Genomic DNA, 23,294 nt, shown 5'->3' with positions numbered 1-23,294 from the left:
AAAAAGATGGAACGCCAGGTCGCGGACCCGCCGAGTCGGCGCGCGTTTTGGGTTAACACCATTGGAGGACATGACATGTTTAAGAAGTTGGCATCTGAAGCGTTAGGTTTAAGCGATATCGGCAAGGTCGTCCCCCCCTCGGATTACGACAAGGTCGAATCCGACGATTTCATCCTCAAGGAAGACGGTGAAAAGATCTACTTCCTGATCAAGTCCAAGGCGGACGAATATTGCTTTACCAACCTGTCCCTGCTGCACTTGGACGGCGACTCCGCGCTGAGCAAAAAACGCGCGCTGAAACGCTACAGTTTTCACGATTACACCATCGCCAAGGTTTGGCTCGAAACCGCCGGCACCGTTGACTTAGATGTGGAACTCAAATTCAGCATCGGCGGCGAGCATTTTTCCATCGACATCATCAAATCGCAAATCGACCAAGTAAAAGACCTCTACAAAGCGCTGTACCGCATTGCCTCTATTCAGGAAACCAACCGCGACATGCATGCCTTCGCGGAAGAATCACTGAACACCACCCTGGGCACGGTCAAAAGCGGGTTTGGCGACAGCCTTAAAATTGAAACGGTTTCCGCGCTCAACGAGTACGCGTTCGCGTGGAAGAAAAAAGCCTACACCGAATACAAACGCAAAGATTTCGGCGACGTCTTCGAAAAGTACATCAACAACTAACGAGGATCGGGTTGAACGGGCCTTTGCGTGGCTCGTTCAATCTGCCGGCGATTTTGGTTGTTCCCCTCTTTGGCTGGGTGCCGCCGCGGATGATGCCGTCGCTTCGTTGGGCTGGGTCCAAAATTAATTTGAATCAGGATCGCCGGAACTACGGCACCATCCGCATGCGCGATCCATCACACAAGGGAAACGCTCACCCCCGCCTATCCTCATTTCATCCCAGCATCCTAAGAAATTCCGAACACCAACCCAAGCCACCTAGGCAAACACACCCGGTCACCACCATCCACCCAACCCGCAATCGCCCATCCTCACGCTATCTTTTTCCAAAAAAGGTTTACCGGATTTCCCTCTGAAAAACACGTTAAGTGGTAAGGCTCTCATTCCGATTGATCTAGCAACAAACAATCCCGCTCGGAACCAAAGCCAAACCATGGTTGATAAAGTCATTTTTTCAGGCCTACGAGGAAATCCCCATGATTGTGCTCAATTGCCCCCACTGCAAAAAACCGGCAACCTACGCGGAAACCAATCCCGCCACACTCGATTGCCCCCATTGCGAAAAATCCTTTAAAAGTTTGGGCCGACTCCCCAAACCGGATTGGTCCATCGATATGGGCGAACGTTTTTACAATGAACGGGTCGCGCCGGCACGCCTTCCCAAACGGGCATGTGGCTATTGCGGCAAGACCTGCAAGAAGAATGAGTACGCCTGCGGTCGCTGCCTGTGCGACCTCAACCAAGTGGCCACGGTCAATGTCAAACAATGGATGATGGATCTGGACGTCGATCCCGATCCCAGCGTGATCAAGGCCTACCAAGCCTTGGGCGAGCTCGACATCGACGAGGAAGAAGCGCTGATTCGTCTGTTGCGCATGCATCCGCGCGCCGCCCGCGACATGGGTGCCTCGGTAGAACTGGCCGAACGCATGCAGTACATGGAACCCCCACCCCGCTCCGAGGCCGCCAAGAAGGTGTTGGCCCAGGAACGGGCCGACGATTACGACGCCGACGATTCCTGGCAAGAAGAAGCCTTTCACGCATCCCTTAAGGGCCGTGTCTTTTATCTCCTCGCGCTCGGGGCGCTTTTTTACGCCGCCTCGGCCACCATCGGTGTCGCCTTAATCGCGTTCGGCATCGGCATGGTTGTCTGGGGCAGTATTGCCCTGCTCAAATTCGCCATTGTCCCCATGGGCGTCGGGGCCGGCCTACTTTGGGCCATCGCGCCACGCTTCGACCGATTCGACCCTCCCTGGCCGGAACTCACCGAGGAAGAATATCCCCGCTTGTTTGCCGTCATTCGCGAAATTGCCACCAAAACCGGCCAAAAAGAACCCGATCATGTTTATGCCGTCCCCGATGTGAATGCCTTTGTCGCCCAACGCGGTGGGTTGTTGGGGTTCGGCGGCAAACGCATCATGGGCATCGGCTGGCCCCTGATGCAGGCCTTTACCATCTCCGAGTTCAAGGCCGTCTTGGCCCATGAATTCGGCCACTTCCACGGGGGCGACACCCAACGCGGTCCCCTCATTTACCGCATCCGTGAGGCGATTGGTCGCATGCTCAACCGCATCGAGGAAGATGAAGAACAAACGGGCAACAAACTCTTCATTTGGTTTGCCAATCACTTTATTGCGCAAAGTAAAATCGTGTCGCGTCGCCAGGAATACAATGCGGACGCCCTGGCCGCAAAAGTGATGGGGCCGACCGCCGTTATGAACGGCTTCCACAAAATCATGGGGGTCTCAATCGCGTTCAACCAATATTTCAAAACCGAGGTCGACCCGATTTTGGACGAGGGCATGCGGGTCCCCCTCGCGCAAGGGTTCCAAGGGTTCCTTGAAAGCGAGGCCACCCAAAAGCTGCTTGAGACCACCACCGACTTCTCTCAATTTCATACCGACGCCCATCCCTTCGACAGCCACCCCCCCACCGGCTACCGCATCAAAAACGTGGCCCGTTTCGAGGATCCGGCCATCCCGCCGGAAACAGAACGTGCCGTGACCCTGCTCGGCGATCTTGAAGCACTGGAAGAAGCGACCTACGCCTCCTTTAACCCGGAAGTCGGTTTTGCCGATTTCCCGCGCTTCGAATGGAACGAGGTGATCGACCGCTTTTACCTGCCTTATTGGAAGGATTTACTGCACCACCATCAGGCGCGTTTGGAAGGTTTGTGCCTGGGCGATCTGCCCAAACTCTTCCGCGACCCGGAACCCCATGTCTCAGATTGGGGCATCGACCTGAGCGATTACACCCAACAGGAAATGGGCGACCTCTTTTTCACCCCCTTCCGTGCCGGCTTGGCGGTTGCTTTGACGGAACGAGGCTGGACCCTTCAAACCAAACCAGGGGACCCCTTTACCGCGACCAAGGACGGCAGGACCATCATATTAAATGATCTGGTCACCGGTGCCCGCGAGCAGGAAGTGGATCCACTGTGGACCGAACTGGTCGCCGAAACAGACTTGGCCACGGTGAAACTGACGGACTTGGGCGCGCCCGAGCAACTGAAAAACCACCGCAAACGCATGCAGCTTCAAACCAAAAAGCCGCCGTTGCGCGCGCTGTTCCCCACACGGGACCGCATCATCATGACCTGGACGGCGGTGCTTGGGTTCCCCCTTGCTTTCGGACTGCTCATCCTTGATCTGGGCCTGGTTAATTGGCTCGCCCTCCTTGTCTTGGCCATGCCTTTTATCACGGCCGTGACCCTGCCCATCCTGCAATACCGCATCGCTCGCCGCGGCCTGGGTCACTGGGTGATGGACGAGGAAACGGTGCAATTCACCGTGGGCGAGCAAAGTACCGCCATTCGCTTCCAAGACGTGCAAGAACTCAAAATGCGCAAGGAGGTCGTGGCCAACGACGAAGAAGAGTTCGGTATCTGGTGGACCATGGACATCCGGTCGGCAAACGAAACCATTCATATCAGCCATTTTCGCGAGGCCGGCCAAAGCGGGGTGCTCGCCGAAGAAATGATCCAACGCTTGGGCATTTGGCGCGCGGATACCTGGGTCAAACAGATCGACAACGGGGGAACCGCGGCCGGCCAAGGCTGGAAAGCGGACCAATACGGTTTGCAACTGCCGAGGCAAAGTGAACCTCTCCCCTGGGATACCTTGGCCAAACCAAGCTGGAACGGCGATTCCATCGTGTTCCATCAAAGCGGCCGCATCGCCCCCGCCCTCACCCTGCCGCACCATGCTCCCGAGGCGATGACCCTGTGGTGGATCGGGATCGACAAGGCAACCTTTGAGGGACAAACCTCCGCGCTCGGCGATTACCTGCACAGCGAGCGACGTCGCACCGGCTACGGCTTCATTTTCAGTATGATCGGCAGTGCCACCGCCTTCTTCGCGACCATGGCCTTCCTCTCGAGTGTTGCCAAGGGCGACAACCTCGCGGTAAGCCTACCCGCCTTCGCGGCATGTGCGGCGGCATATGCCGCGCTGAGCTTTGCGACCTTCCGGCTCCGGTTCCGTTCCAAGGTGCACGCCCATGAAAATGGGGTTCGGATCAGCGGTTTATGGGGAACCAAAACCGTCAATTTTGACGAATTGATCGGGCTAAGATACACCTACAGCGACAGCGACCCGCAATTCACGACCGTATGGCTGCGAGATAGGCACAAACGCTTGAAGTTCAAATACAACGCCGTGGAGGATCAATTTATCAACCACATCGTGCACGGCGGGGCCAGGGCCGTGGCCCGCAATGCCTTCAACCAAATCGCTGAAGGCGGTGATTGGACGTGGAGTGGAAAAATTTCCATCAACCGCGAGGGCGTCACCGTTTCCGGTAAAAACGGTTTCAAGATTCCGTTGCACAAGGTGCGTTACGGCCCGGACGGCGATCAAACCGTGGTCATGCACGAGACCAAAGAGGAACTGATCACCGCCTACGACGCCGACAACGAGAACGGCTTGGCCGGGATGTACTTGCTCAAATTGCTGCAAGAAGCCGACGGCATGCATCGCGAAGGTGAGCCACCCGTTCGACGAGCATCGCGTTAGCGGCCGGCCTAGCCCGATTTGTCGCGCGGCGGTTGTCGTGAATTCACAATCACCGCCGCGGGAAGGGTCGGATTCTGCTAGATTGGAACATGTTGTCTTGCCAAAACCTGTTTGGATTTATGTCGGGGGCCGGGATGTTCGAAGACTTTGCCGATATTCATGTTTATATCGAGGTTATGCGGGGCGGGACCTTGGCCGCCGCGGCCGAGAAATTGGATCGCACCGCGGCTTCTGTCGGCCGTCGTATCCGCGCGATTGAGAAAAAGGCGGGCGCTCAATTATTTACCCGCAAAGGACGTCGCTTGCTACCGACCCGCGAGGGCGAGCTGATTTTCGAATTCGCGCGCCGCATCGCCGAGGAGTTGGAAGGCGCGGAGGCCCAACTCAAACACTTGGCGGGCCCTTCTTCCGGTCATTTGCGCATCACCGCGCCGGTGTTGCTTGGCCAAGCTGTGTTCAGCAAATTGGTGCCGGAATTTATGGCCGACAACCCGGAATGTATCCTGTTTACCAACCTCACCAACCGCGCCATCGATTTGGAGGAAGAGGGTTACGACATCGCCTTGCAAATCGGCGCCACCCACCGGGAATCCTTAACCAGCGAATACTTGGGCACGCTGGAAACAGGCATTTACACGGCCGCGCGGGGGACCTGGAGTTACTGCGCCGATTTCCGCCATCCCAGCGAACTGGTAGGGCTGCCGGTGATGCAGTTCTCCAACGACGACCACCACGCCGACATATTGCGGCTCAACGGCCCACGCGAGGTCGCCATGGAAGTGGGCGTGCGCGAATTGATTGTTTCCACCGACACCCAGACCCTGATCAGCGCGGTTCATAACGAGCTGGGTTTGGCGGTATTGCCGACCTTTGCCGGCCACCCCGGTGTTTATACCGGCGAATTGAAACGGGTCCTCCCCGATTGGTATGTTGCCCGCGAGTCGGTTTCCATTGTGTTGCCGACCCGGCGGCTGATTCGCCCCGTGGTGCGCGCATTCTTGAATTTCATTCACAAACGGGTCGGCAGCGCCATGCTCAAGGTGGACCTCTAACCCGAGGCTTGGTTGGGCCGGCCTTTTCCCATGAGGCGAATGCGGATTGTCCGCGTATAAAAATTGAGACGTATTTTTATAGAAAGGTGAAACCATGACCGTTCGTATGCTTGCAATCTGCCTGATGCTCGGTGCCTGGTGCCACGCCGCCGATTTACTGGTGGCCCCAGCCGGCGCAGCTTACGCCACGATTCAGAGCGCCTTAAACGACGCACAGCCCGGGGACCGGGTCGTGGTAGCAAGTGGCGAATACCGTGAGCAACTGGTATTTCCGCGTAGCGGCACAGCCCAGGCGCGCATCGAACTGATCCCGGGCGACGGTCAAGCGCCGATCCTCGACGGTTCAGATTTTAACGGCGGCACCATGGTGCTGATGGAAAACCGTTCCTTCGTGAGCATTGATGGTTTTGAAATCCGTAATTTAAGCAACATTAACGACGGCTCCGGGGTGCGCGTCTTGGGTTCCGGGCAAGGGGTCCAAATCCGCAACAACCGCATTCACAACTTGCGTGGCAACGACGCGATGGGTATCACCGTGTACGGTACCGAGGCCGAGGCGATCCGCGACATTGTCATCAGCGGCAACCACATTTACGACTGCGACCCGGCGCGCAGCGAGGCCTTGGTCCTGAACGGCAACGTCGACGGATTTCAGGTGGTCGACAACATCGTGCGCGACGTGAACAACATCGGCATTGATTTTATCGGCGGCGAAACGAGCATCAACCCAAACCAGGACTTGGTGGCGCGCAACGGCTTGTGCGCGCGCAACACGGTCGCGCGCGCCAATTCGAACTACGGCGGCGGTTACGCGGCGGGGATTTACGTCGACGGCGGTCGCGACATCATCATCGAACACAACCGCGTCACCGACTGTGATTTGGGCATTGAGATCGGCGCGGAGAACGCGGGTTTGGTGGCGAGTGGCATCGTGGTGCGCAACAACTGGGTGTACCGCAACCAGAAGGTCGGCATCGTGTTTGGCGGCTACGATCAGAGCGTGGGCCGCGTGCAGAACTGTTACTTCCTCAACAACACGCTGTTCGAAAACGACACCCTCGGCGAAGGAACCGGCGAGTTTTGGATTCAATGGGCCTCGGCCAACGTGATTGCCAACAACCTGGTGGCGGCGGGAACCCAAGGCGTGTGGTTGTACTCGGAAGGTGGCAACCAAGGCAACGCGGTCACTAACAACCTGTGGGACGCGCCGGCACGTTCGGCGGCGACCTTCACCTGGGTCGGCCAGGTTTTTGAGGGTCTGTCCGGCTTCCAACAGGGTACGGGCCAAGGAACCAATGGGTTGTCACGCCCGGCGGGTTTGGTTGACCCGGCCAACTTCAATTTCCACTTGGATTTCGGCTCGGCGGCGATTGACGCGGGCGACACGGTTTACGGTGAATTGCTCGGCGAAACGGACATCGACGGTGAGGCCCGCATCGCGGAACAAAGCATCGACATCGGCGCGGACGAATTCGAAAGCCTGCCCGGCTGCTTCTACCCCACCTGCACGGCCTGGCGCGAATTCGGCACCACGCTCTGCGGCGAGACCGGCCTGCGCACGGTACTCGAACTGGTCAGCCTGCTCAACGCCACCTGCCCATGCCCGTAAGCGGATGAAGCAGCGGATCAGCCCGGAACAAAAGTGCGATTTCCGGTGGCCCTGATGCGGCGGCCGGCGCGCCCTAGCGAGAGGAACATGAATCGAAAAGGCCCGTGACCCTTTATGAAAGACCAAGATTATCTGCCCGAAAAACCACAGAGTAACGAACCGCGGGCCAACCGTGGCACCGCTTCGGAAAACACACCGCCTGACCTGGTGTCGTCAGGGGAATCATCCAAACCCACGAGCGACTCGGAGACGGCACGCAACCTAGGCAAAGGTTGCCTCGCCGGGGGTCTGGTTTTTTTTATCGGAAACCTCATTTTCCTTAGCCTCTCTATTTTGGTAATGACCCACCTTGATCAAACGAAGGAAACAAGCGGCTTTGTTTACCAGTTCGCGGTTGGCTTGGATACATTCGGCTTCCCCATGTTGTTCGTCTTGCCCGTTGTCGCTTTTTTGTTCTTTTTCAGAAGACGGTCCACTGCCTCAACCAAACACAACCCCGATCACTGAACGATGCGGTTCGGGGGCATCTTTTCACAGGCGCTATTGCCGCGGGCCGCACGGTAACGATCACGATTAACTCAGATTGACCAACTTAATTCAATTTCGCTTGGTTGATGCGTAATTCAGACACGGCGGATTGCAAATGGGGAACGACCTCGGCTTCGAACCAGGGGTTTTGTTTGAGCCAGCGGTTGTTGCGGGGGCTGGGGTGGGGCAGCACCAGGCGGTGCGGCCAGGATTGGCGCCAGTTCTTGACTTGGGCCGTGAGGGGGCCGGTTTGGCCGGTGTGGTATTTGAGGGCGTAGGTACCAAGGATGAGGGTGAGTTGTACGTTGGCGAGTAAGGCCAGGACGGGTGCGCGCCAGGCCTCGGCGCATTCGGGGCGCGGTGGCAGGTCGCCGCTTTTGCCGGTGCCGGGGTAACAGAATCCCATCGGGACAATGGCGAAACAGCGTGGATCGTAAAAGGTGTTGCGGTCGACGCCCAGCCAGGCGCGTAAGCGGTCGCCGCTGGGATCGTCGAAGGGGACGCCGCTTTCGTGGACGCGGCGGCCCGGTGCCTGGCCCGCGATGAGGATGCGCGCGGCCGGGTCCACCTGCAACACGGGTCGCGGTCCCATCGGCAGGTGCGCGGCGCACAGACGGCAGTTTTTGATTTCTTGGAGCAAGGGGTGGTCGGTCACGGGTGTAACTCGCATGCGGTCAAAGTGGGATGGGGCCTTCTCTTTGGTCGATTATAGTGATAAAACAGGCTGGGTCATATTGACCTGTATTTCTTTTTATTTTGGCTCCCCTTTGTTTCGCTTCTTTATTTTCACATCCAAAGGTATACACATCCTATGACAATCCATGATCCTGAGCCCGAAAACCCCTCCCCTTTTGCGCCTCCCGAGGCCGATCCTTCGCTTGAAAACAACACACCTTCACGTGGCCCCGGCAAGGCGTCGCCGCCGGTAAAAAAAGAATGGCCGCGTATGCGCGCCCTGCTCGACGGTGGTTGCGCCGGCTGTTGGGTTTATTTTGGCGGCACCCTGCTTGTCGGGCTTTTGTTGCTCCCACTCCGTGTATATATACAACACGGCCAAGCAGACACCAGCAGTCTTGAAAAGATACCCGAAACGGTTAGGATGATTGTCGCACCGATCCTTTTCGTGCTCGGCTTGATCATTTTTGGGATTGTTCTATGGGAAAGCCTGCGATCATCCAAAAAGTAATCTACGACGCGTCTAAGCCACATCGGACGGCGTTCATTTGCGAGGACCTTCGGTTTTAACCTGTTTTCCCTGACGGGCTTGGGTTATGCTGCCTGGGTTCAAACAACCCCATCACCCCCACCCGGAGGTAGGCCTCGTGTTTCCGTCACTTCAAGCCACAATCCAAGCGCTGATCGCCCAAAATGTTGCCACGCCGCTCCCCGAGGACCGCGTTGCTTTGTTAACGCCCATCGCCGAGATGGTTGGCGCCAAACAGGCCGCGGGCGACCCCGTTCGCATGATTTTCATCTGTACCCACAACTCGCGCCGCAGCCATTTAAGCCAGGTTTGGGCTCATGCCGCCGCCCATTACCATGGGGTTCCCGGTGTGTGGACCTTTTCCGGGGGCACCGAGGCCACCGCGTTTAACCCCAACGCGGTGCAAGCCTTAACCGATCAGGGTTTTGTGGTCACCCGCGAAAGCGACGGCGCCAACCCCCGCTACCGCGTGGTTTTTGACCCGGCCGAACCGGCCGCCGCGGCCTTTTCCAAGCGCTATCAGGACGAACCCAACCCGCGCGCGGGTTTTACCGCGGTGATGACCTGCACCGAGGCGGACGCGGGTTGTCCGATTGTTTCCGGCGCGGAACACCGCTTTTCGCTCCCCTATCAGGATCCCAAGGTCTCGGATGGAAGCGGTCGGGAACCTGAAATCTATCGGGAACGCGCCGACCAAATCGCCCGCGAAATGCTTTTTTTGTTCGACAAAGCACGCCGCTAGCGCCGAAGTTTTTCTGCGACCCAACCCACCTCTTTTTCGACCTAACCCAAGACATCAAAGGTCTTAGGGTTAAGCTGCGAATTCCGGCTTGACAACTTAGTGTCAAAATAACACAATGTTTAACAGCAACGCCGAGGAGGTCTTTATGACGGTTTCGCTTGAGCGCCTGATCCCCAGCTTACCCACGCCCATCGATCAACAACGGGTGATTGTACGCCGCGCCGACGGCCTCCACCTGGAAACCCGTAAACTGGCCCCACCCGGAGCGGGCGAAGCGCTGGTGAAAATCGAGGCCGCCGCCCTGTGTCGCACCGACTTGGCCGCGGCCGAGGGCGCGATCCACGTGGACGCGGGGCGCGTGTTGGGCCATGAAGCGGCCGGGGTGGTGCTTGCGACCGGCCCGGACAAACCGATTGCGGTAAACACCCGGGTGGCGATTAATCCCCTGACCACCTGCGCAACCTGTCGTGCCTGCCGCGCCGGCGAAGCGCAAAACTGCTTACGCCCCAGGTTTTTGGGTTTGGACCGCGACGGGTGTTTCGCCGATTACGTGGTCTTGCCGGCGGCCCAACTGGTGGCTTGCCCCGGCGCGGGTGATCCCCTGCGGCGCGCGTATTTTGAACCGCTCGCGGCGGCCTTGGGTGTGTTTGATGCACCACTCCAGCGCGACAGCCGCATTTTGTTGGTCGGCCGCAACCGCATCATCGGCCTCACCAACACCCTGTTGCAGCGCGCGGGTTACCGCAACCTCGAATGCCGCGCCGCCCCCGATCTGGCCGGGCTCCCCACCAACCGATTCGATATCGCGGTGGAGAGCGGGCTCGACGCTGATTTGGCGGCGCAACTGGTGCGCGTGTTGCGGCCAGGCGGCTGTTTGGTGTTGAAGACGCGGCACAATGCGCCCGTGGCCGTGGATGTCGCCGCGGTGGTTGCCAAATCATTGACGCTGAAAGCCTGCCGTTACGGCTCGTTTGCACGCGCCGCGGAACTCACCGCCGATCTCAGCTTCCCGCTGGAACCCCTACTCGGGCCGGCCTTTTCGCTGCAACGTTTTGAATCCGCTTTTGCAGCCGCCTCAGGTGGCGAGAAACGCAAGGTATTCATCGACCCCACCCTACCCGAATGAACAGGCGGCAGCATGTGTGGACTCATTGCAGGTTTTCGAGCAAAGGGCGGCTTCCGACCCGGCGACCTCGCCTCGGCCCTAAATATTCTGGCCGCACGGGGCCCTGACGAACGCGGCGAACGCATTCTGGCCGACGGCCGTGTCGCCCTGGGCCACACCCGCCTGGCCATTGTCGGCATCGCGGACGGTCGGCAACCGCTGCATCTGCCGGAACGCGGGCTCTGGGCGGTAGTCAACGGCGAGTTTTACGATCACGCGGCGCAACGGCGCGCGCTCATCCGCGAAGGCACCCGTTTTCGCACCAACAGCGACAGCGAACTGTTGCTGCACCGTTACGCCCGCCACGGCCTCGACGCGGTCCACCATCTGCGCGGCGAGTTCGCCTTTGTGCTTTGGGACGACCGGGAACAACGGCTTATCGCGGGCCGCGACGCCTTCGGCGTGAAACCGCTGCTGGTCCATGAAGCCGGTGGCACACTGACGTTGGCATCCAATGCCAAAGCCTTGTTCGCCATGGGCGTACCGATCCGCTGGGACGCGGAAGGCTTGAAACAAACCCTGCTATGGCAGTACCCCGCCGCGGCGGAAACCTTGTTTGAAGGCGTGCGCCAAGTCCCGCCCGGGCACCTGCTGGTTCACGAGCGCGGTAAAACCGAGGTGCGCGCTTGGTGGGACCCGGAGGCGCCCGCGCCGGAACCGGCCCCCCGTGACCGTCGCGAGCAGGTCGAACGCTTTGCGGCAAGCCTGCGCGAAAGCGTCAGCCTGCGCCTGCGCGGCGAGGTCCCGGTCTGTTGCCATCTCAGCGGCGGTCTCGATTCCAGCACGATCCTGGCCCTGGCGGCGGAAGCGGGCGAAGCGCCTGCTTGCTTTACGGTTTCCTTCGAGGAGCAGGACTACGACGAAGAACAGCTTGCCGACCGCAGCGCCAACCATTTTGGCGCCCCCTTGCACCGCATCCATCTCTCCAACGCGGACCTGCTCGACCATTTGGAAGCGGCGGTGATCGCCACCGAAGGCGTGGCGGTCAACGGGCATCTTCCCGCCAAATACCTGCTCAACCAACGCATTCGCGCGGCCGGCTTCAAAGTCGCCCTCAGCGGCGAAGGCGCGGACGAGGTGCTGCTCGGCTACCCACACCTGCGCCTGGATTACTGCCGCCGGCGCGGCTTAGATCCGGCCCTGCTCGGCGGCAACGAGGCCTCACGCGGGCTGATGATGCCCCACGGCGCACGGCTCAACACGGACGCGGCGCAACAGCGTCTTGGTTTCGTACCGGCCTGGTTGGAGGCGAAGGCGGGCATGGGCAAACGCGTCCAACCTTTGCTCCGTCCTCCCTACGGCGCGGAAGACGGCTCCCTGGCTCGCTTTCTCACCAAGCTGCCGGATCCACGAGGCGGCGAGGGACGGGATCCGGTTGAACGGGCGGCGCGCCTATGGACCCAAAGCGCCCTGCCCCAGTACATCCTCAAAACCTTGGGCGACGGCTGCGAGGCCGCCTTCGGCATCGAAGGGCGTCCCCCGTTCCTGGATACCCACCTGTGGCGCGTCGCCCGCGATCTCCCACTGGATCTCAAAATTCACCACGATCCCAAACGGAACCCGGCGCTGGAAGAGAAACACATCCTTCGTGCACTGATGCACCCCATCTTACCCACCGCAATTACGGCGCGCCGCAAGCACCCTTTTGTGGCGCCGCCGCTCCTGAACGGAAGCCGGGAACCGTGGCAGGACCGCCTGCGCGACGCGACCTTTGCCCAAATTCCCTGTTTCGAACCCAAGGCGGTGCGGGCCTTGCTCGACGCGGCGCCCACCTGGGACCCGCGCACCCGCAAAAGTTACGATCCCCTGTTGCTCACCATGCTGTCGCTCCACGCGCTGCAGAAACACCACCGACCGGAGGCGCCCTGATGACGAATACAGCCAACCCAACCAACAGCGAGGCCTGGTGGCAAACCCTTTACGACGGCACCGTCGCGGCGCTGTTCCTCGAACGCGAACCCGAGCAATTACAACGGGAAACGGATTGTTTGGCGCGTTTGCTGGCGGTCCAACCCGGTGCTTCGCTGTTTGACCAGTGTTGCGGCACGGGCACCCAGGCCTTAGCCCTGGCCCGTCGCGGTTTTACCGTTCACGGGGTTGATCAGGCGGCCGAATACGCGGCAAGCGCCAACGCCAAGGCCAAAACCGATGATCTGAAGGCGACTTTTGTCGCGGCTGACGCGCGTTCCTACCGGCCGCCCCAACGCCACGCGGCCGGCTACAATTGGGGCACCAGTTTCGGCAACGGCCTGGACGCCGCCGATCATCTCGCCATGCTTGAGGCGGCGCGTGACGCCCTGCTCCCCGGCGCCCGTTTCGCGGTGGAATTCCCCAACATGATTCATTTGCTGGGCCGATTCCAAGCGGTACTCACCCGGCGCAAACAGTTAGAAGACGGCGAATGGCTGGTGGTGCGCGAATGCACCATCGACCATCACCACGGCGCCTTGCGTCAGACCTGGACGATCCTGGCGCCGGACGGCCGCCGCCGAAGCGTTGACACCAGCGTGCGGCTGTACCTGCCCCACGAGTTGCGGGAACACATGGAGGCGGCGGGTTTTTGCGAGGTCCAGCTCTTCGGTGCGCCGGACGGCACCCCGCTAGAAGGGCACCACGCGCGCTGCCTCGCGGTGGGGAGGGCGTCATGAGCACGGCCTATTTGAAACAATTCCCCGAGGATCAGACGCAAGCGCGGCGCGCCCTGTATGAGGGCGCCATATTCCACTTCGATGCGACGCCGGCGACACGCGCTGTCGCGAAACAGATTTTTGGGGAAATTGAGGAACATTTCGCCGGGACGGATCCCCGACACGCCCAATTCACCATGGACAACGACCGCTTTTACCAAGAAATCGGTGTGTTGCGCCGTCGGTTCTACAGCGAAACCCGCTTCCACCAGATGGCGGCGGCCCTGATGCGCGAGCAGGGCTTCGATCCAACCGAACACCATTTCGACCCGATGCGCCTGCGCGTGGTCACCGACGGCGGTTACCGCCTCCCCAAGGCGGCGCCCGTTTATTACCCCCACCGCGATACCTGGTACGCCAACCCCCACGGCCAACTCACGTGGTGGCTGGCGCTGCATCCAACGGTCGCGGCGGAATCCTTTGCGTTTTACCCCGAATACTTCCGCACCCCGGTCGCCAACAACTCGGAAATTTTCACGTACGGATCCTGGGTCGCCGAGAACTGGGACAAAAAAATCGGCTGGCAAAATCAAAAGGCCGATCAACCCAAGGCCTATCCCAGGCTCCAGCAAGAAATTAACCCGGGGGTGGTGGTCCCGGTGGTGGCCCAACCCGGCGATGTGATTGTGTTCGCGGGTGCCCACCTACACCGCACCCTCGGTCACGATCAGGGGCGAACCCGGTTCAGCATCGACTTTCGCACCGTCCACGGCGGCGATCACGCGGCCGGCATCGGCGCGCCCAATGTGGACGACCGTTCGCGTGGTTCCACCTTTGTCGACCACCTTGCGTTCCAAGACCTAACCGAGGTGCCGAGGCCATGAGCGAACCCCATTTTTGTGACGCCTACGCGGCGGTGGTAAAGCAAAACGGCCGCCGACCCGCGCTTCTATGGCGTGGGCAAACCCTGCTCAACCACGCCGGTTTGTGGCGCGCGGCGGCCGGCCTGAGCAAGGTGCTCCAGGATCACGGCGCGGTCCCCGGCCAAACCCTTCCTCTGTTGGTCACCCATAGTCCGGCTTGGCCGGTTGCGGTGCTGGGCGCTTGGCTGGCCGACACCGCCTTTTCCCCAATTGACCGCGCTCAACCGGAAACGCGCCGCGCCGCCATGTTGGAAACCCTGCAGAAGGAACAGCCAACCTCACCCAAAATCGTGCTCAGCTGTCGCGACACGCCGCCCTACCTTTGCATCACCGTGGACAACCAAACCGAAACCCCGCTTGACCTTAACGCGTTGTCCCAAGCGGTCACCACCGCGCCCGCGCGTCACACGCGCCTTGCCTACACCGTATTCACCTCGGGCAGCACCGGCCGGCCCAAGGGCGTGCTTGTGCCCCACGACGGTTTGGTTCCCATGCTACGTGCCCAAATCGACGCCTTTCGCCTGAAACCCGATTCTCGCGCGCTCGCCTACCTGCCGCTTTGTTTCGATGCCGCCCTTTCCGATCTCGGCGCCACCCTGCTGGCGGGCGCGGCCCTGGTGATGGAACCCGCCGACGCCCTACCCCGCGATGGGGAACTGCTGACCCTGATCGACAAACGCGCTGTAACCCATGCCGATCTGCCACCCGCCATCCTGCCTTACCTGGATCCCGCGGCGGCACCGGCATGTCTGGAAACGGTCATTTACGGCGGCGCGACCTGCAGCGAATCCGTGGTGCGGCGCTGGGCTTCGCTGTGTCGTTTGGTGGTGGTTTACGGCCCCACCGAAGCCACCATTTGCACCAGCCTTGAGCATATTAAGCCGGATCAGGTCCTGCCCGGATCCATCGGTCGCCCCTTGCAACACCTTCGCTACCGCGTTTGCAACGAAAACGCGGCACCGGTCGCCGCGGGCACACCCGGCGAGCTATGGATTAGCGGAAATCAACTTTCCCTTGGTTACTTAGGTGATGAAACCCAAACGACGCAACGTTTTCGTTGCATAGACCAAACCCGCTGGTACCGCACCGGGGACCGCGTTCGCCGCGAGAAAGACGGGCGTTTTGTGTTCCTTGGGCGCCTGGATCGCCAGTTTAAATTGGGCGGGCGCCTGATCGCCCCGGAAGAGATCGAACGAGCCTTAATGAATCTCGCCGAGGTTCGCGAAGCCGTGGTTTTTGCGGATGAATGGGATCATTTAAGCGCGGTGTTTGTGGCCGAGCAGCGCCTGGACGGTGAAAACCTGCGACGCCTGCTACGCGATCACTTGCCGGAATGGATGGTGCCGATCAAGTACGTTCAACATGCCGATCTGCCCCGAACCACCACCGGCAAACCCGATTTCAACAAACTTCGCCGGCGTTGCCGGGAACCCAAGGCCGAATCAACGCCCACAAAAGATGCAATGACCGCGACCGACCGGTGGATCACTTGGTGGGGTCTGGTCTTGGACCGGAAGGATATCGGACCGGACACCCATTTCTTTAATACAGGTGGTAGCAGCCTACTCGCCTTGCGGCTTCAGGCCGAGGCGGCGAGGAGCGGAACCCACCTCCCGCTGCGAACCCTTTACGAACATCCAACCCCGCGACGTTTGGCGGCGGCCTTGACCCAGCCCACGCGTCGGACAGGCGGTTTAAGCGTGGCTCAGCTTCGCACTAGACTGCCCCGACAAGCAGTTCCTCATCACGCCGCCCCCCGCACCCATCGCGCACCGGCCTGGCTGATCACGGGCGCGAGCGGGCGACTCGGCACCCATCTGGTTCCCGATCTGCTGCGTCATACCCAAGCCGATTTGCTGCTGCTCCAGCACCGCCGCCCGGCCGGACCGACAGACCAACGGGTCACCCGGGTTCAGGGCGACTACACCCAAGCCTACCTCGGCCTTGACCAGGTGAGCTATCAAGATCTGACCGAACGGGTTACGGCCGTCGTGCACCTGGGCGCGCTACCCCACCAAAGCCTCGACGACGAAACCCTTTGGCGAAACCATGTGGAAGGCACCAAACAGATCACCGCGTTCTGCGCTGTCGCGGGTGCGCGCCTCGTTCACGCAAGCACGCTGGCCCTGTTCACCGCAACACCTGGGTTACAGGGCCGTGTCTCGCGGGATCACGCTTTTGCCAACGAAACAAGATTTGCCAATGCCTACGCGGCCACCAAGTGGGCGAGCGAAGCAGTTGCCCTAGCCGCCGGCGCGTCGGTGCACAATCTTCGCCTCGGCATGCTCGACGCCGGCGATGCAAGCCACTTGGTCTGTCGCCTCATGGCCGGCTTAATCCGCTTCGGCGTGATCCCCGATCCCCTACCCGATCTCGCCTTCGACCTCACGCCAACCGCGGCGGCCACCTTTCTTATCCGATCATGCTTAACCCAACCAGAAGGTTTTGAAAAAATCCTCCACCTTGCCAACCACACACCCCTCACCGCGGCCCAACTCGTGCGGTTTCTCAAAGTACGGGGCCACCGATTCGAAGCCGTCACCAAACGCGAATACTTGGCCAGGATTTCTGAGGGGATCGACGGGAACCGTGCAAAACGGGATAGGAGCCTTCCGCGTGGTTGCGATAACCAAAGCCCGGCCGACCCAAAACATCTTGTCGCGGACGCGCTTCTGCGCGAATTAGCCGAGGCACGGCCCAACCATGAAAACCACTTGTTCTGCAGCACCGGCCTGGATTACGCGGTTGAATCCACGCTTAGCCGGCTGCCGGGCAGCATCCGCTGGGACGCCGAAAGCTTGCTACTACCGCTTTACCAACGCATCGTGCCTCATATCAAGGAGGCCTCAAAATGACACCACGCTCGGGCAAAGGCCTGGTGCTCGGCAAGTTCATGCCACCGCACCGGGGCCACCAAAACCTCATCCAATTCGCCGGCAACTTTTGTGAACAACTTTTCGTGGTGGTCGGCACCATGCCGGATGAGCCCATCGACGGTTTTCTCCGCTTCAAATGGATGCAGGACTTGGCCCCCTTCGCCGAGGTGCGCCACTTGCACCGCGCCATGCCGCAACAACCGGAGGAGCACCCCGAATTTTGGCGACTATGGCGCGAGGCCTTGTGCGACGTCCTCCAAACCGACATCGATTGGGTCTTCGCCTCAGAGCCCTACGGCTTCCGATTGGCGCAAGAACTGGGCGCGGCCTTTATTCCCTACGATCTCGCGCGTGGCATCACGCCCATCAGCGCCACCCAAATCCGTGCCGATCCGGCGCAACACTGGGACAACCTCGCCGATGTCTGCAAACCCCATTACCTCAAACGCATATGCATCTTCGGCGCGGAATCCACCGGTAAAACCACGCTGTGCCGCGCCTTGGCCGAACACTTCAACACGGCCTGGGTCCCGGAATACGCGCGGCTGTACCTCGAACCCCGGGGCGGCACCTGCCGCTACGCGGATATGCGCACCATCGCCGCCGGCCATCTTGCGTTAACGGAAACACGGGCCGCCGCGGCGCGCCGCTACCTCTTCAGCGATACCGACCTCTGGGCCACCACCCTTTGGAGCCAGGCCTTGTTTCAGCGCTGTGATCCCGACATATCAGACTGGGCCGAAGAGAACCGGGCCGACCTTTACTTCCTCACCGACCCCGACATTCCCTACGAAGCCGACCCCGTGCGCTATCTGCCGGAGCAACGGCAGCAGTTCCACCAAAGCTGCCGCGACCTCCTCATCCGCCAAGGTTTGCCTTTCGTGGAAATAAAAGGTTCGCACCCGGCGCGGGTCCGCGCGGCAAGCGCGGCACTGGCGCGGTTCTTTAATTGATCTCCTGGAGGCGGTGCAGGAAGACGCGGCCGAATTCGTCGAAAAATTTCTCGGAGAGGAACGCCTCGTCCATCATCTGGAAACGGTAACTGTACTCGGACCAAAGCACCTCGGCGTCGTCTTCAATCGCCACCGAGTTGGCGATGCTGTCCGGGCTCATGTCTTTGCTGTAGCCGCGGTGCCAATGCACGAATGCCTCGTCAATGCACTCCAGCAGCAGGCGGATGCGTTCCTTGACCGCGTACTCACGGTCACTGCCTTCCAACTCTTTCATGCTGTCAAAGGTCGTGGTCACCATCACCTTGGTGAAATGTTTTTCGAGGAACTTGCGCATCGCGCGCTCCAGTCGCAGCACCAGGCCACCTTCCCCATTGCGGTAGGACGGGAAACGTTCGGTCACGGCACGGTGTTTGCCGGTGGCGTTGACATCGACGCTTTGGGTGACATTCAGCTCCGCGCCAAAGCGGGCGTTTTCCCATTCGTCCAACATCTCTTGGAAAAACAGCACCGAAATCGTCCGTCGTCCCCGCTGCGCGGCTAAGTTCAGTTCTGAATAAAGGAAACTGAGATTTTCGAGGCGAATGCGGCAGAAATCGAAAAAGGACTCCACGGCCATGAAGTTACTGCGCCGCAGGAGCTGGTTGCGTAAAAACTTGCGCGCCTCATCGTCAAGACGATACTTGGTGTCGCGTTCAAAAATTTCGATGAGGTTGTAGAGGATGTCGCGTTTGACCTTGCCCAGATAGTCGTCCAAATGAATTAAGGTGATGTTTTGGAAAAGATGTTGGAGCGGTGGAAGCAACTTACTGTGCAAGGCCAAAATGGTCGGCGCCGGCCGTTGCTTGATTAAGGTCATCAAGGGATCGACTTCCATGCCGACGCTTTCCATCAATTTTAAAAGCTGGTCGAAGTGATCGATGCCGATGGTTTTTTCGCCGTGGAGGTCGGCCTCAATTTGCTGATAGTAACCCTCGAAGGCCTCCATGCTGTTGAACAAGGAAAATAAACGGGGGTCGTAGATGCGTTTCTCGCCACTTTTAAACAGCGCAATATCGACCTTGGGCAAGGCGTGGAAACACTGTTTGAGAATGGTGGTTTTCCCGGAACCGCGGCGGCCGGTGATCATGACCACCCGCGACTTGTGCAAGGCCACATCAAAATGGCGCCAAAACCGCGCGGGCAAAATGATTTCTTTGTGTTCCGAATCAAAGGGATTGAGCGTGACTTTGTCGGTTAGCTCGAGGGGATCGTCTTCCTGATCGTCCTCGTCGTCGATGCCCATCAATGGGAACAACAGATTAAAGTTTTCGCTGAGGATCACCTTCAGATGCGGCAACCATTCGGATTCACCCATGCGCATGATGCGTTCCATCAGGTCCTGCACCATCGGCGTCACCAGGGTGTCGCTGTTCTTATTTATTTTGTATTGGTAAACCAGGAAATCGTTAATCCAACGGTTTTTCCCTTCGAAAATGAGGAGTTTCTCAATGCGATGGCGCAGCTTCGCGACGTCAAAATTTAACGACTTTAAGAAACGCACAATCTCGGGTCGATCACTGTCCAACAAGGCCAAAAAAAGATGAATGGTGCCGATGATGGGTGATTGCCGGAACAAGGCCTGTTCGGCCGCCAATTTAATCAACGGATGCTGGGCCAGGCCGCGCAGGTCGGTACTCTCAAGGCGATGGGGTCTTCCCTGGAGCCACTTGGACCCGTTTGAGATACGCAGCACGGTGGAACCAAGTACGAGAAAATCCTTCACGGCCACGTATTTGTTGGCGGCGATTTTTTTGCCGGCGACGAAGGAGCCGTTGGAGGAGTTCATGTCCATGTAATGGGCGTTGTCGCCGATCAGCTTCAGCACGCCGTGGGAGCTTGAAATCCAGGGATCGTACGCCAAAACCATGTGGTTGTGGCTACTGCGGCCCAACGAGAGTGGTTCCCCCTCCCCGATCACACTTGAAATGCCCTCGAGTGGGCCGGAAACCACCTGAACCAGTTTTGTCATTGTTCCCTGTTACCTCACCCGAAAGCCGTATCCGGCGCGTTTCAAGTTGATATGTTACACGAGCCGGCGCAAAACGGTAGCCCCGAATCAGCCACCGCCGGAGATTATCAAAGCAAGCGGTTGGGCCGCCGGGATTTCCCCTAGCCGGTTATAACCTAAGAAGCGCTGATTCGCGGTGATTTTGGCTAAACCTCTGGGCTGCAACGACATGTAAAAATGCTCATCGCACCCGATAGGTGCGCGTCGTGCGCGACCTCGGTCCGCTTTTTCCAAGTCATTTCGCTCCAGATCTTTAGCCAAAATCACTCGCTCTCATCGCGCCTCTTAGGCATAAGAATTGCATTTTTAGAAGAACCATGGTTTTTCAGAACGCGAAAAAAAGCGAGCGCCTCAAGAATTCCCTTTGTCCCAAATGATGGAAACAATGATCGTTTGTCGAGAACCTCTTGCACCCGTAAAAACACACACAACAGCAGACGGCTTATTCTCGGCGAAATGATGAAGGCACGCAACAGCAAACATCGGGGTGCGCAAAACCACCTTGCCGACGCCCCGGGGTGACGGGGCGCACCAACCCCATGATCTCGATCTAGTATCACCCTGGGGAATCGGCTAAAGTGTGGTCACCGAGAACCTTACCGCGGCGAGTCACACCATGGCAGGACACAACCATTCCCTTCCTCCTCACCTCACCTGGCAATACGTATTCGGCAGCATCCTCGCCGATTATTTGGCCGTCCACGGCTTCCTTACCCAAATTGATTACCTGTATTCACCGCGCGCCCAATCCTTGCGCCCCTTGGATGCAGCGGAACCCGAGGACGACCAAGCGGCCGACGACCTGGCGCTCGGCCTCCCCCTGCTCGACGGCAACCCAGCTGCTCAATCCCTGACTTCATTCTTAATGAAACCGCGTTCGCTCCGCGCGGTCTTCAGCGTTTGCCAAACGCCGCAACGCTGGGACCGACGCCCCGACGGCTTCGAACATCTCGGCCGCCACAACCTGTTTATGTTTGAGCCGGAACTGAAGGGCGATTTACTCCACGAGCTCACCGCCAACGGCAACGACTACCTGAAGGGCCGCGATTTATGGGAACAGCCCGCGCGTTCGGTGTCGATGGGGCTGTTTGCGGTCGCCGCCAAGGCCGACCAGGCCCTGCTCCCCGAGGGCTCGTTTCAGGCGCTTTTGCCAGGGGTGTGGCGCTTGGAAGTGGGGCCGCGCGCGTTAACGATCATCGTGATCGATTACCTGGCCAACATCCCCGAAAACGATTTGTGGCATCTCTTTTCGTTTGATGCGGCCCGCATTCATCAAGCCTGGCACCAATTAATCGAACGCGAGCTGTTGTCGACGGAACATCGCCGCATGCTCGAGGAACGCTACCACCATTCCGGCATCGCCGTTTCGCTGGGCTAGCACGCATTTCTCACAAGGAATTCTGCTACGGGGCAACCCATGCGATTGCGAGGGGGCGGCCTTCCGCATTACTCGGTCGAGCCGCCTTCGCCTCAGCTGCTACGCCGAATGGTCGGACCCCGAAAGGTCGGACCCCGAATGGTCGGACCCCGAATGGTCGGACCCGCGAAAGGTCGGACCCCGAATGGTCGGACCCCGAATGGTCGGACCCGCGAAAGGTCGGACCCCGAATGGTCGGACCCGCAAAAGGTCGGACCCCTGTGCCGTCTCTCCGTCGTAATCTTCGTACTCACAAGGCTTTCTGCTTCTCGCGACGAATCCTTGTGAGAAATACGGGCTAAAGCCGGCCGACGAACGCCGGCGCATTTACCCCTCAATCGCCCGTTTCATTTTTGGGAAAGCCACCCGTTGGCCGTCCTGTACCGCGACCACCTCGGGATGGACCTCGCGGGCCTGGGTTTCGAACGGGGTGAGGTCGTGGTAGCGCTGGGAGAAGTGGGTGAGCACCAGTTGGGCGGCGCCGGCTTTGGCCGCGATCCCCGCCGCCTGTCGCGCGGTTAGGTGGTAATTTTGGTAGGCGTCTTCGGTTTCGCTGTCCTGGTAGGTTGATTCGCAGATCAGCACGTCCACGCCTTGGGCCAAACGCACCGCGTTATCGCACACACGGGTATCCATCACAAAGGCGAAACTTTGTCCCGAGCCACCCACGCTCACATCCGCCAGGTTGATGCGGCCTTGCTCCGTTTCCAAAAAGCCGTTGCGTTTGAGCTCCCCGATTTGCGGACCGCGCAAACCATGGGCCTTTAACCGCTCCGGCACCATGGTGACTTTATCCGGCTCCACGAAACGGAAGCCGTAGGTGTCGACGCCGTGTTCCAAAGGATAGGCCTCAATCACCAGTCCTTCACCCCGTTCGATGACGCCGCCCTCCGTGATCGGGACCGGTTTGATATGGGCGCGATTATGGAAGATCGAGGCGTTGAGCAGGTTATCGAAGTACTTTTGGCCGCTCGCCGGAAAATACACCTTGACCTCGTGGCGGGCGCCGTCGAGCGACAACCGCTGGATGATGCCGGGCAACCCCAAACAATGGTCCCCGTGGAAGTGGGTAATAAAGATATGGGTCACTTCCGAGGCGGCCAAACCGAAGGTCGTCATCTGACGTTGGGTGCCTTCGCCGGGGTCGAAGAGGAAGCCGTGGGCGTTCCAGCGCACCAAATAACCGTTGTGGTTGCGTCGTCGCGTCGGCACCTGACTGGAGGTACCCAGGGCCACAAAAAAACGATCCGACATAACATCCTCCTCAAACGCATCAGCCTGCAAACTTTAACCTAAGAAGCGCGATAACTCGCGGCAGTTTTGACTAAACCTCTTATGTGTAGCGGGGCACCTCGCATCTCGGAAACCAAAAATAGCGTGATGTGATGTCCCAGCCGCTCGATTTTGAAGCTAATGTGTTTAATGCTCAGAAGCTTAGCGGAAACCCCCGG

16 protein-coding genes are annotated in these 23,294 nt (G+C 59.4%); 13 read left to right on the top strand and 3 right to left on the bottom strand.

Features of this window, described 5'->3' with window-relative positions; genetic code table 11:
- The first annotated feature begins 75 nt into the window (after positions 1–75).
- From J3U88_RS31355 to J3U88_RS31340, 4 genes are all read left to right on the top strand, one after another.
- Positions 76–687 carry a PH domain-containing protein gene (locus tag J3U88_RS31355; RefSeq protein ID WP_207862975.1) on the top strand — a complete coding sequence of 204 codons (612 nt, stop codon included), beginning with the start codon at positions 76–78 and terminating at the stop codon, positions 685–687.
- Between the two features lie 476 nt (positions 688–1,163).
- A complete protein-coding gene (locus J3U88_RS31350) occupies positions 1,164–4,700 on the top strand; it encodes a M48 family metallopeptidase (RefSeq protein ID WP_207862974.1) in 3,537 nt (1,178 codons plus the stop codon).
- Positions 4,701–4,834: 134 nt separating this feature from the next.
- Positions 4,835–5,752: a LysR family transcriptional regulator gene (locus tag J3U88_RS31345; RefSeq protein WP_207862973.1), complete on the top strand. Its 918-nt coding sequence runs from the start codon at positions 4,835–4,837 to the stop codon at positions 5,750–5,752.
- Between the two features lie 94 nt (positions 5,753–5,846).
- A complete protein-coding gene (locus J3U88_RS31340) occupies positions 5,847–7,361 on the top strand; it encodes a right-handed parallel beta-helix repeat-containing protein (protein WP_207862972.1) in 1,515 nt (504 codons plus the stop codon).
- A 592-nt stretch (positions 7,362–7,953) separates the two neighbouring features.
- Here the strand turns inward: J3U88_RS31340 and J3U88_RS31335 are convergent.
- The gene (locus tag J3U88_RS31335; protein ID WP_207862971.1) at positions 7,954–8,544 is read right to left on the bottom strand and encodes a uracil-DNA glycosylase family protein; all 591 of its coding nucleotides are present in this window, start codon (positions 8,542–8,544) and stop codon (positions 7,954–7,956) included.
- A 156-nt stretch (positions 8,545–8,700) separates the two neighbouring features.
- Between J3U88_RS31335 and J3U88_RS31330 the strand changes: the two genes are divergently transcribed.
- The 8 genes from J3U88_RS31330 (at position 8,701) to J3U88_RS31295 (ending at position 18,379) form a co-directional block, all read left to right on the top strand.
- Positions 8,701–9,075, top strand: a complete 375-nt coding sequence (locus tag J3U88_RS31330) for a hypothetical protein (RefSeq protein WP_207862970.1) — start codon at positions 8,701–8,703, stop codon at positions 9,073–9,075.
- Positions 9,076–9,211: 136 nt separating this feature from the next.
- Positions 9,212–9,835, top strand: coding sequence for a low molecular weight phosphatase family protein (locus J3U88_RS31325; protein ID WP_207862969.1), 624 nt, complete (start codon positions 9,212–9,214; stop codon positions 9,833–9,835).
- Positions 9,836–9,980: 145 nt separating this feature from the next.
- Positions 9,981–10,961, top strand: a complete 981-nt coding sequence (locus J3U88_RS31320; protein ID WP_207862968.1) for an alcohol dehydrogenase catalytic domain-containing protein — start codon at positions 9,981–9,983, stop codon at positions 10,959–10,961.
- Between the two features lie 12 nt (positions 10,962–10,973).
- Entirely contained in the window at positions 10,974–12,869 is a 1,896-nt protein-coding gene (gene asnB / locus J3U88_RS31315) for an asparagine synthase (glutamine-hydrolyzing) (RefSeq protein WP_207862967.1), read from the top strand.
- Complete coding sequence (locus J3U88_RS31310; protein ID WP_207862966.1) at positions 12,869–13,648, top strand: class I SAM-dependent methyltransferase; 780 nt, start codon at positions 12,869–12,871, stop codon at positions 13,646–13,648. The genes asnB and J3U88_RS31310 overlap by 1 nt, the downstream gene beginning before the upstream one ends.
- Positions 13,645–14,511 carry a hypothetical protein gene (locus J3U88_RS31305; protein WP_207862965.1) on the top strand — a complete coding sequence of 289 codons (867 nt, stop codon included), beginning with the start codon at positions 13,645–13,647 and terminating at the stop codon, positions 14,509–14,511. The genes J3U88_RS31310 and J3U88_RS31305 overlap by 4 nt, the downstream gene beginning before the upstream one ends.
- Positions 14,508–17,405 (top strand): non-ribosomal peptide synthetase, encoded by a 2,898-nt coding sequence (locus J3U88_RS31300; protein ID WP_207862964.1) that lies wholly within the window; start codon positions 14,508–14,510, stop codon positions 17,403–17,405. The genes J3U88_RS31305 and J3U88_RS31300 overlap by 4 nt, the downstream gene beginning before the upstream one ends.
- The gene (locus J3U88_RS31295; RefSeq protein ID WP_207862963.1) at positions 17,402–18,379 is read left to right on the top strand and encodes an AAA family ATPase; all 978 of its coding nucleotides are present in this window, start codon (positions 17,402–17,404) and stop codon (positions 18,377–18,379) included. Before J3U88_RS31300 ends, J3U88_RS31295 begins: the two co-directional genes overlap by 4 nt.
- On the opposite strand, the gene J3U88_RS31290 is transcribed toward J3U88_RS31295, so the two are convergent.
- Positions 18,372–20,387, bottom strand: a complete 2,016-nt coding sequence (locus J3U88_RS31290; protein WP_207862962.1) for an FHA domain-containing protein — start codon at positions 20,385–20,387, stop codon at positions 18,372–18,374. The two genes, J3U88_RS31295 and J3U88_RS31290, sit on opposite strands and share 8 nt — an antisense overlap.
- A 655-nt stretch (positions 20,388–21,042) precedes the next feature.
- On the opposite strand from J3U88_RS31290, the gene J3U88_RS31285 reads away from it, so the two are divergent.
- The gene (locus J3U88_RS31285; protein ID WP_207862961.1) at positions 21,043–21,804 is read left to right on the top strand and encodes a hypothetical protein; all 762 of its coding nucleotides are present in this window, start codon (positions 21,043–21,045) and stop codon (positions 21,802–21,804) included.
- A gap of 366 nt (positions 21,805–22,170) precedes the next feature.
- Here the strand turns inward: J3U88_RS31285 and J3U88_RS31280 are convergent, their stop codons facing one another.
- Complete coding sequence (locus J3U88_RS31280) at positions 22,171–23,097, bottom strand: ribonuclease Z (protein ID WP_207862960.1); 927 nt, start codon at positions 23,095–23,097, stop codon at positions 22,171–22,173.
- Positions 23,098–23,294: the final 197 nt, after the last annotated feature.

The sequence above is a fragment of the Acanthopleuribacter pedis genome, from assembly GCF_017377855.1.
In the GTDB taxonomy this organism is placed as follows: Bacteria; Acidobacteriota; Holophagae; order Acanthopleuribacterales; family Acanthopleuribacteraceae; genus Acanthopleuribacter; species Acanthopleuribacter pedis.
This window is presented reverse-complemented; position numbering and strand designations above follow the sequence as displayed.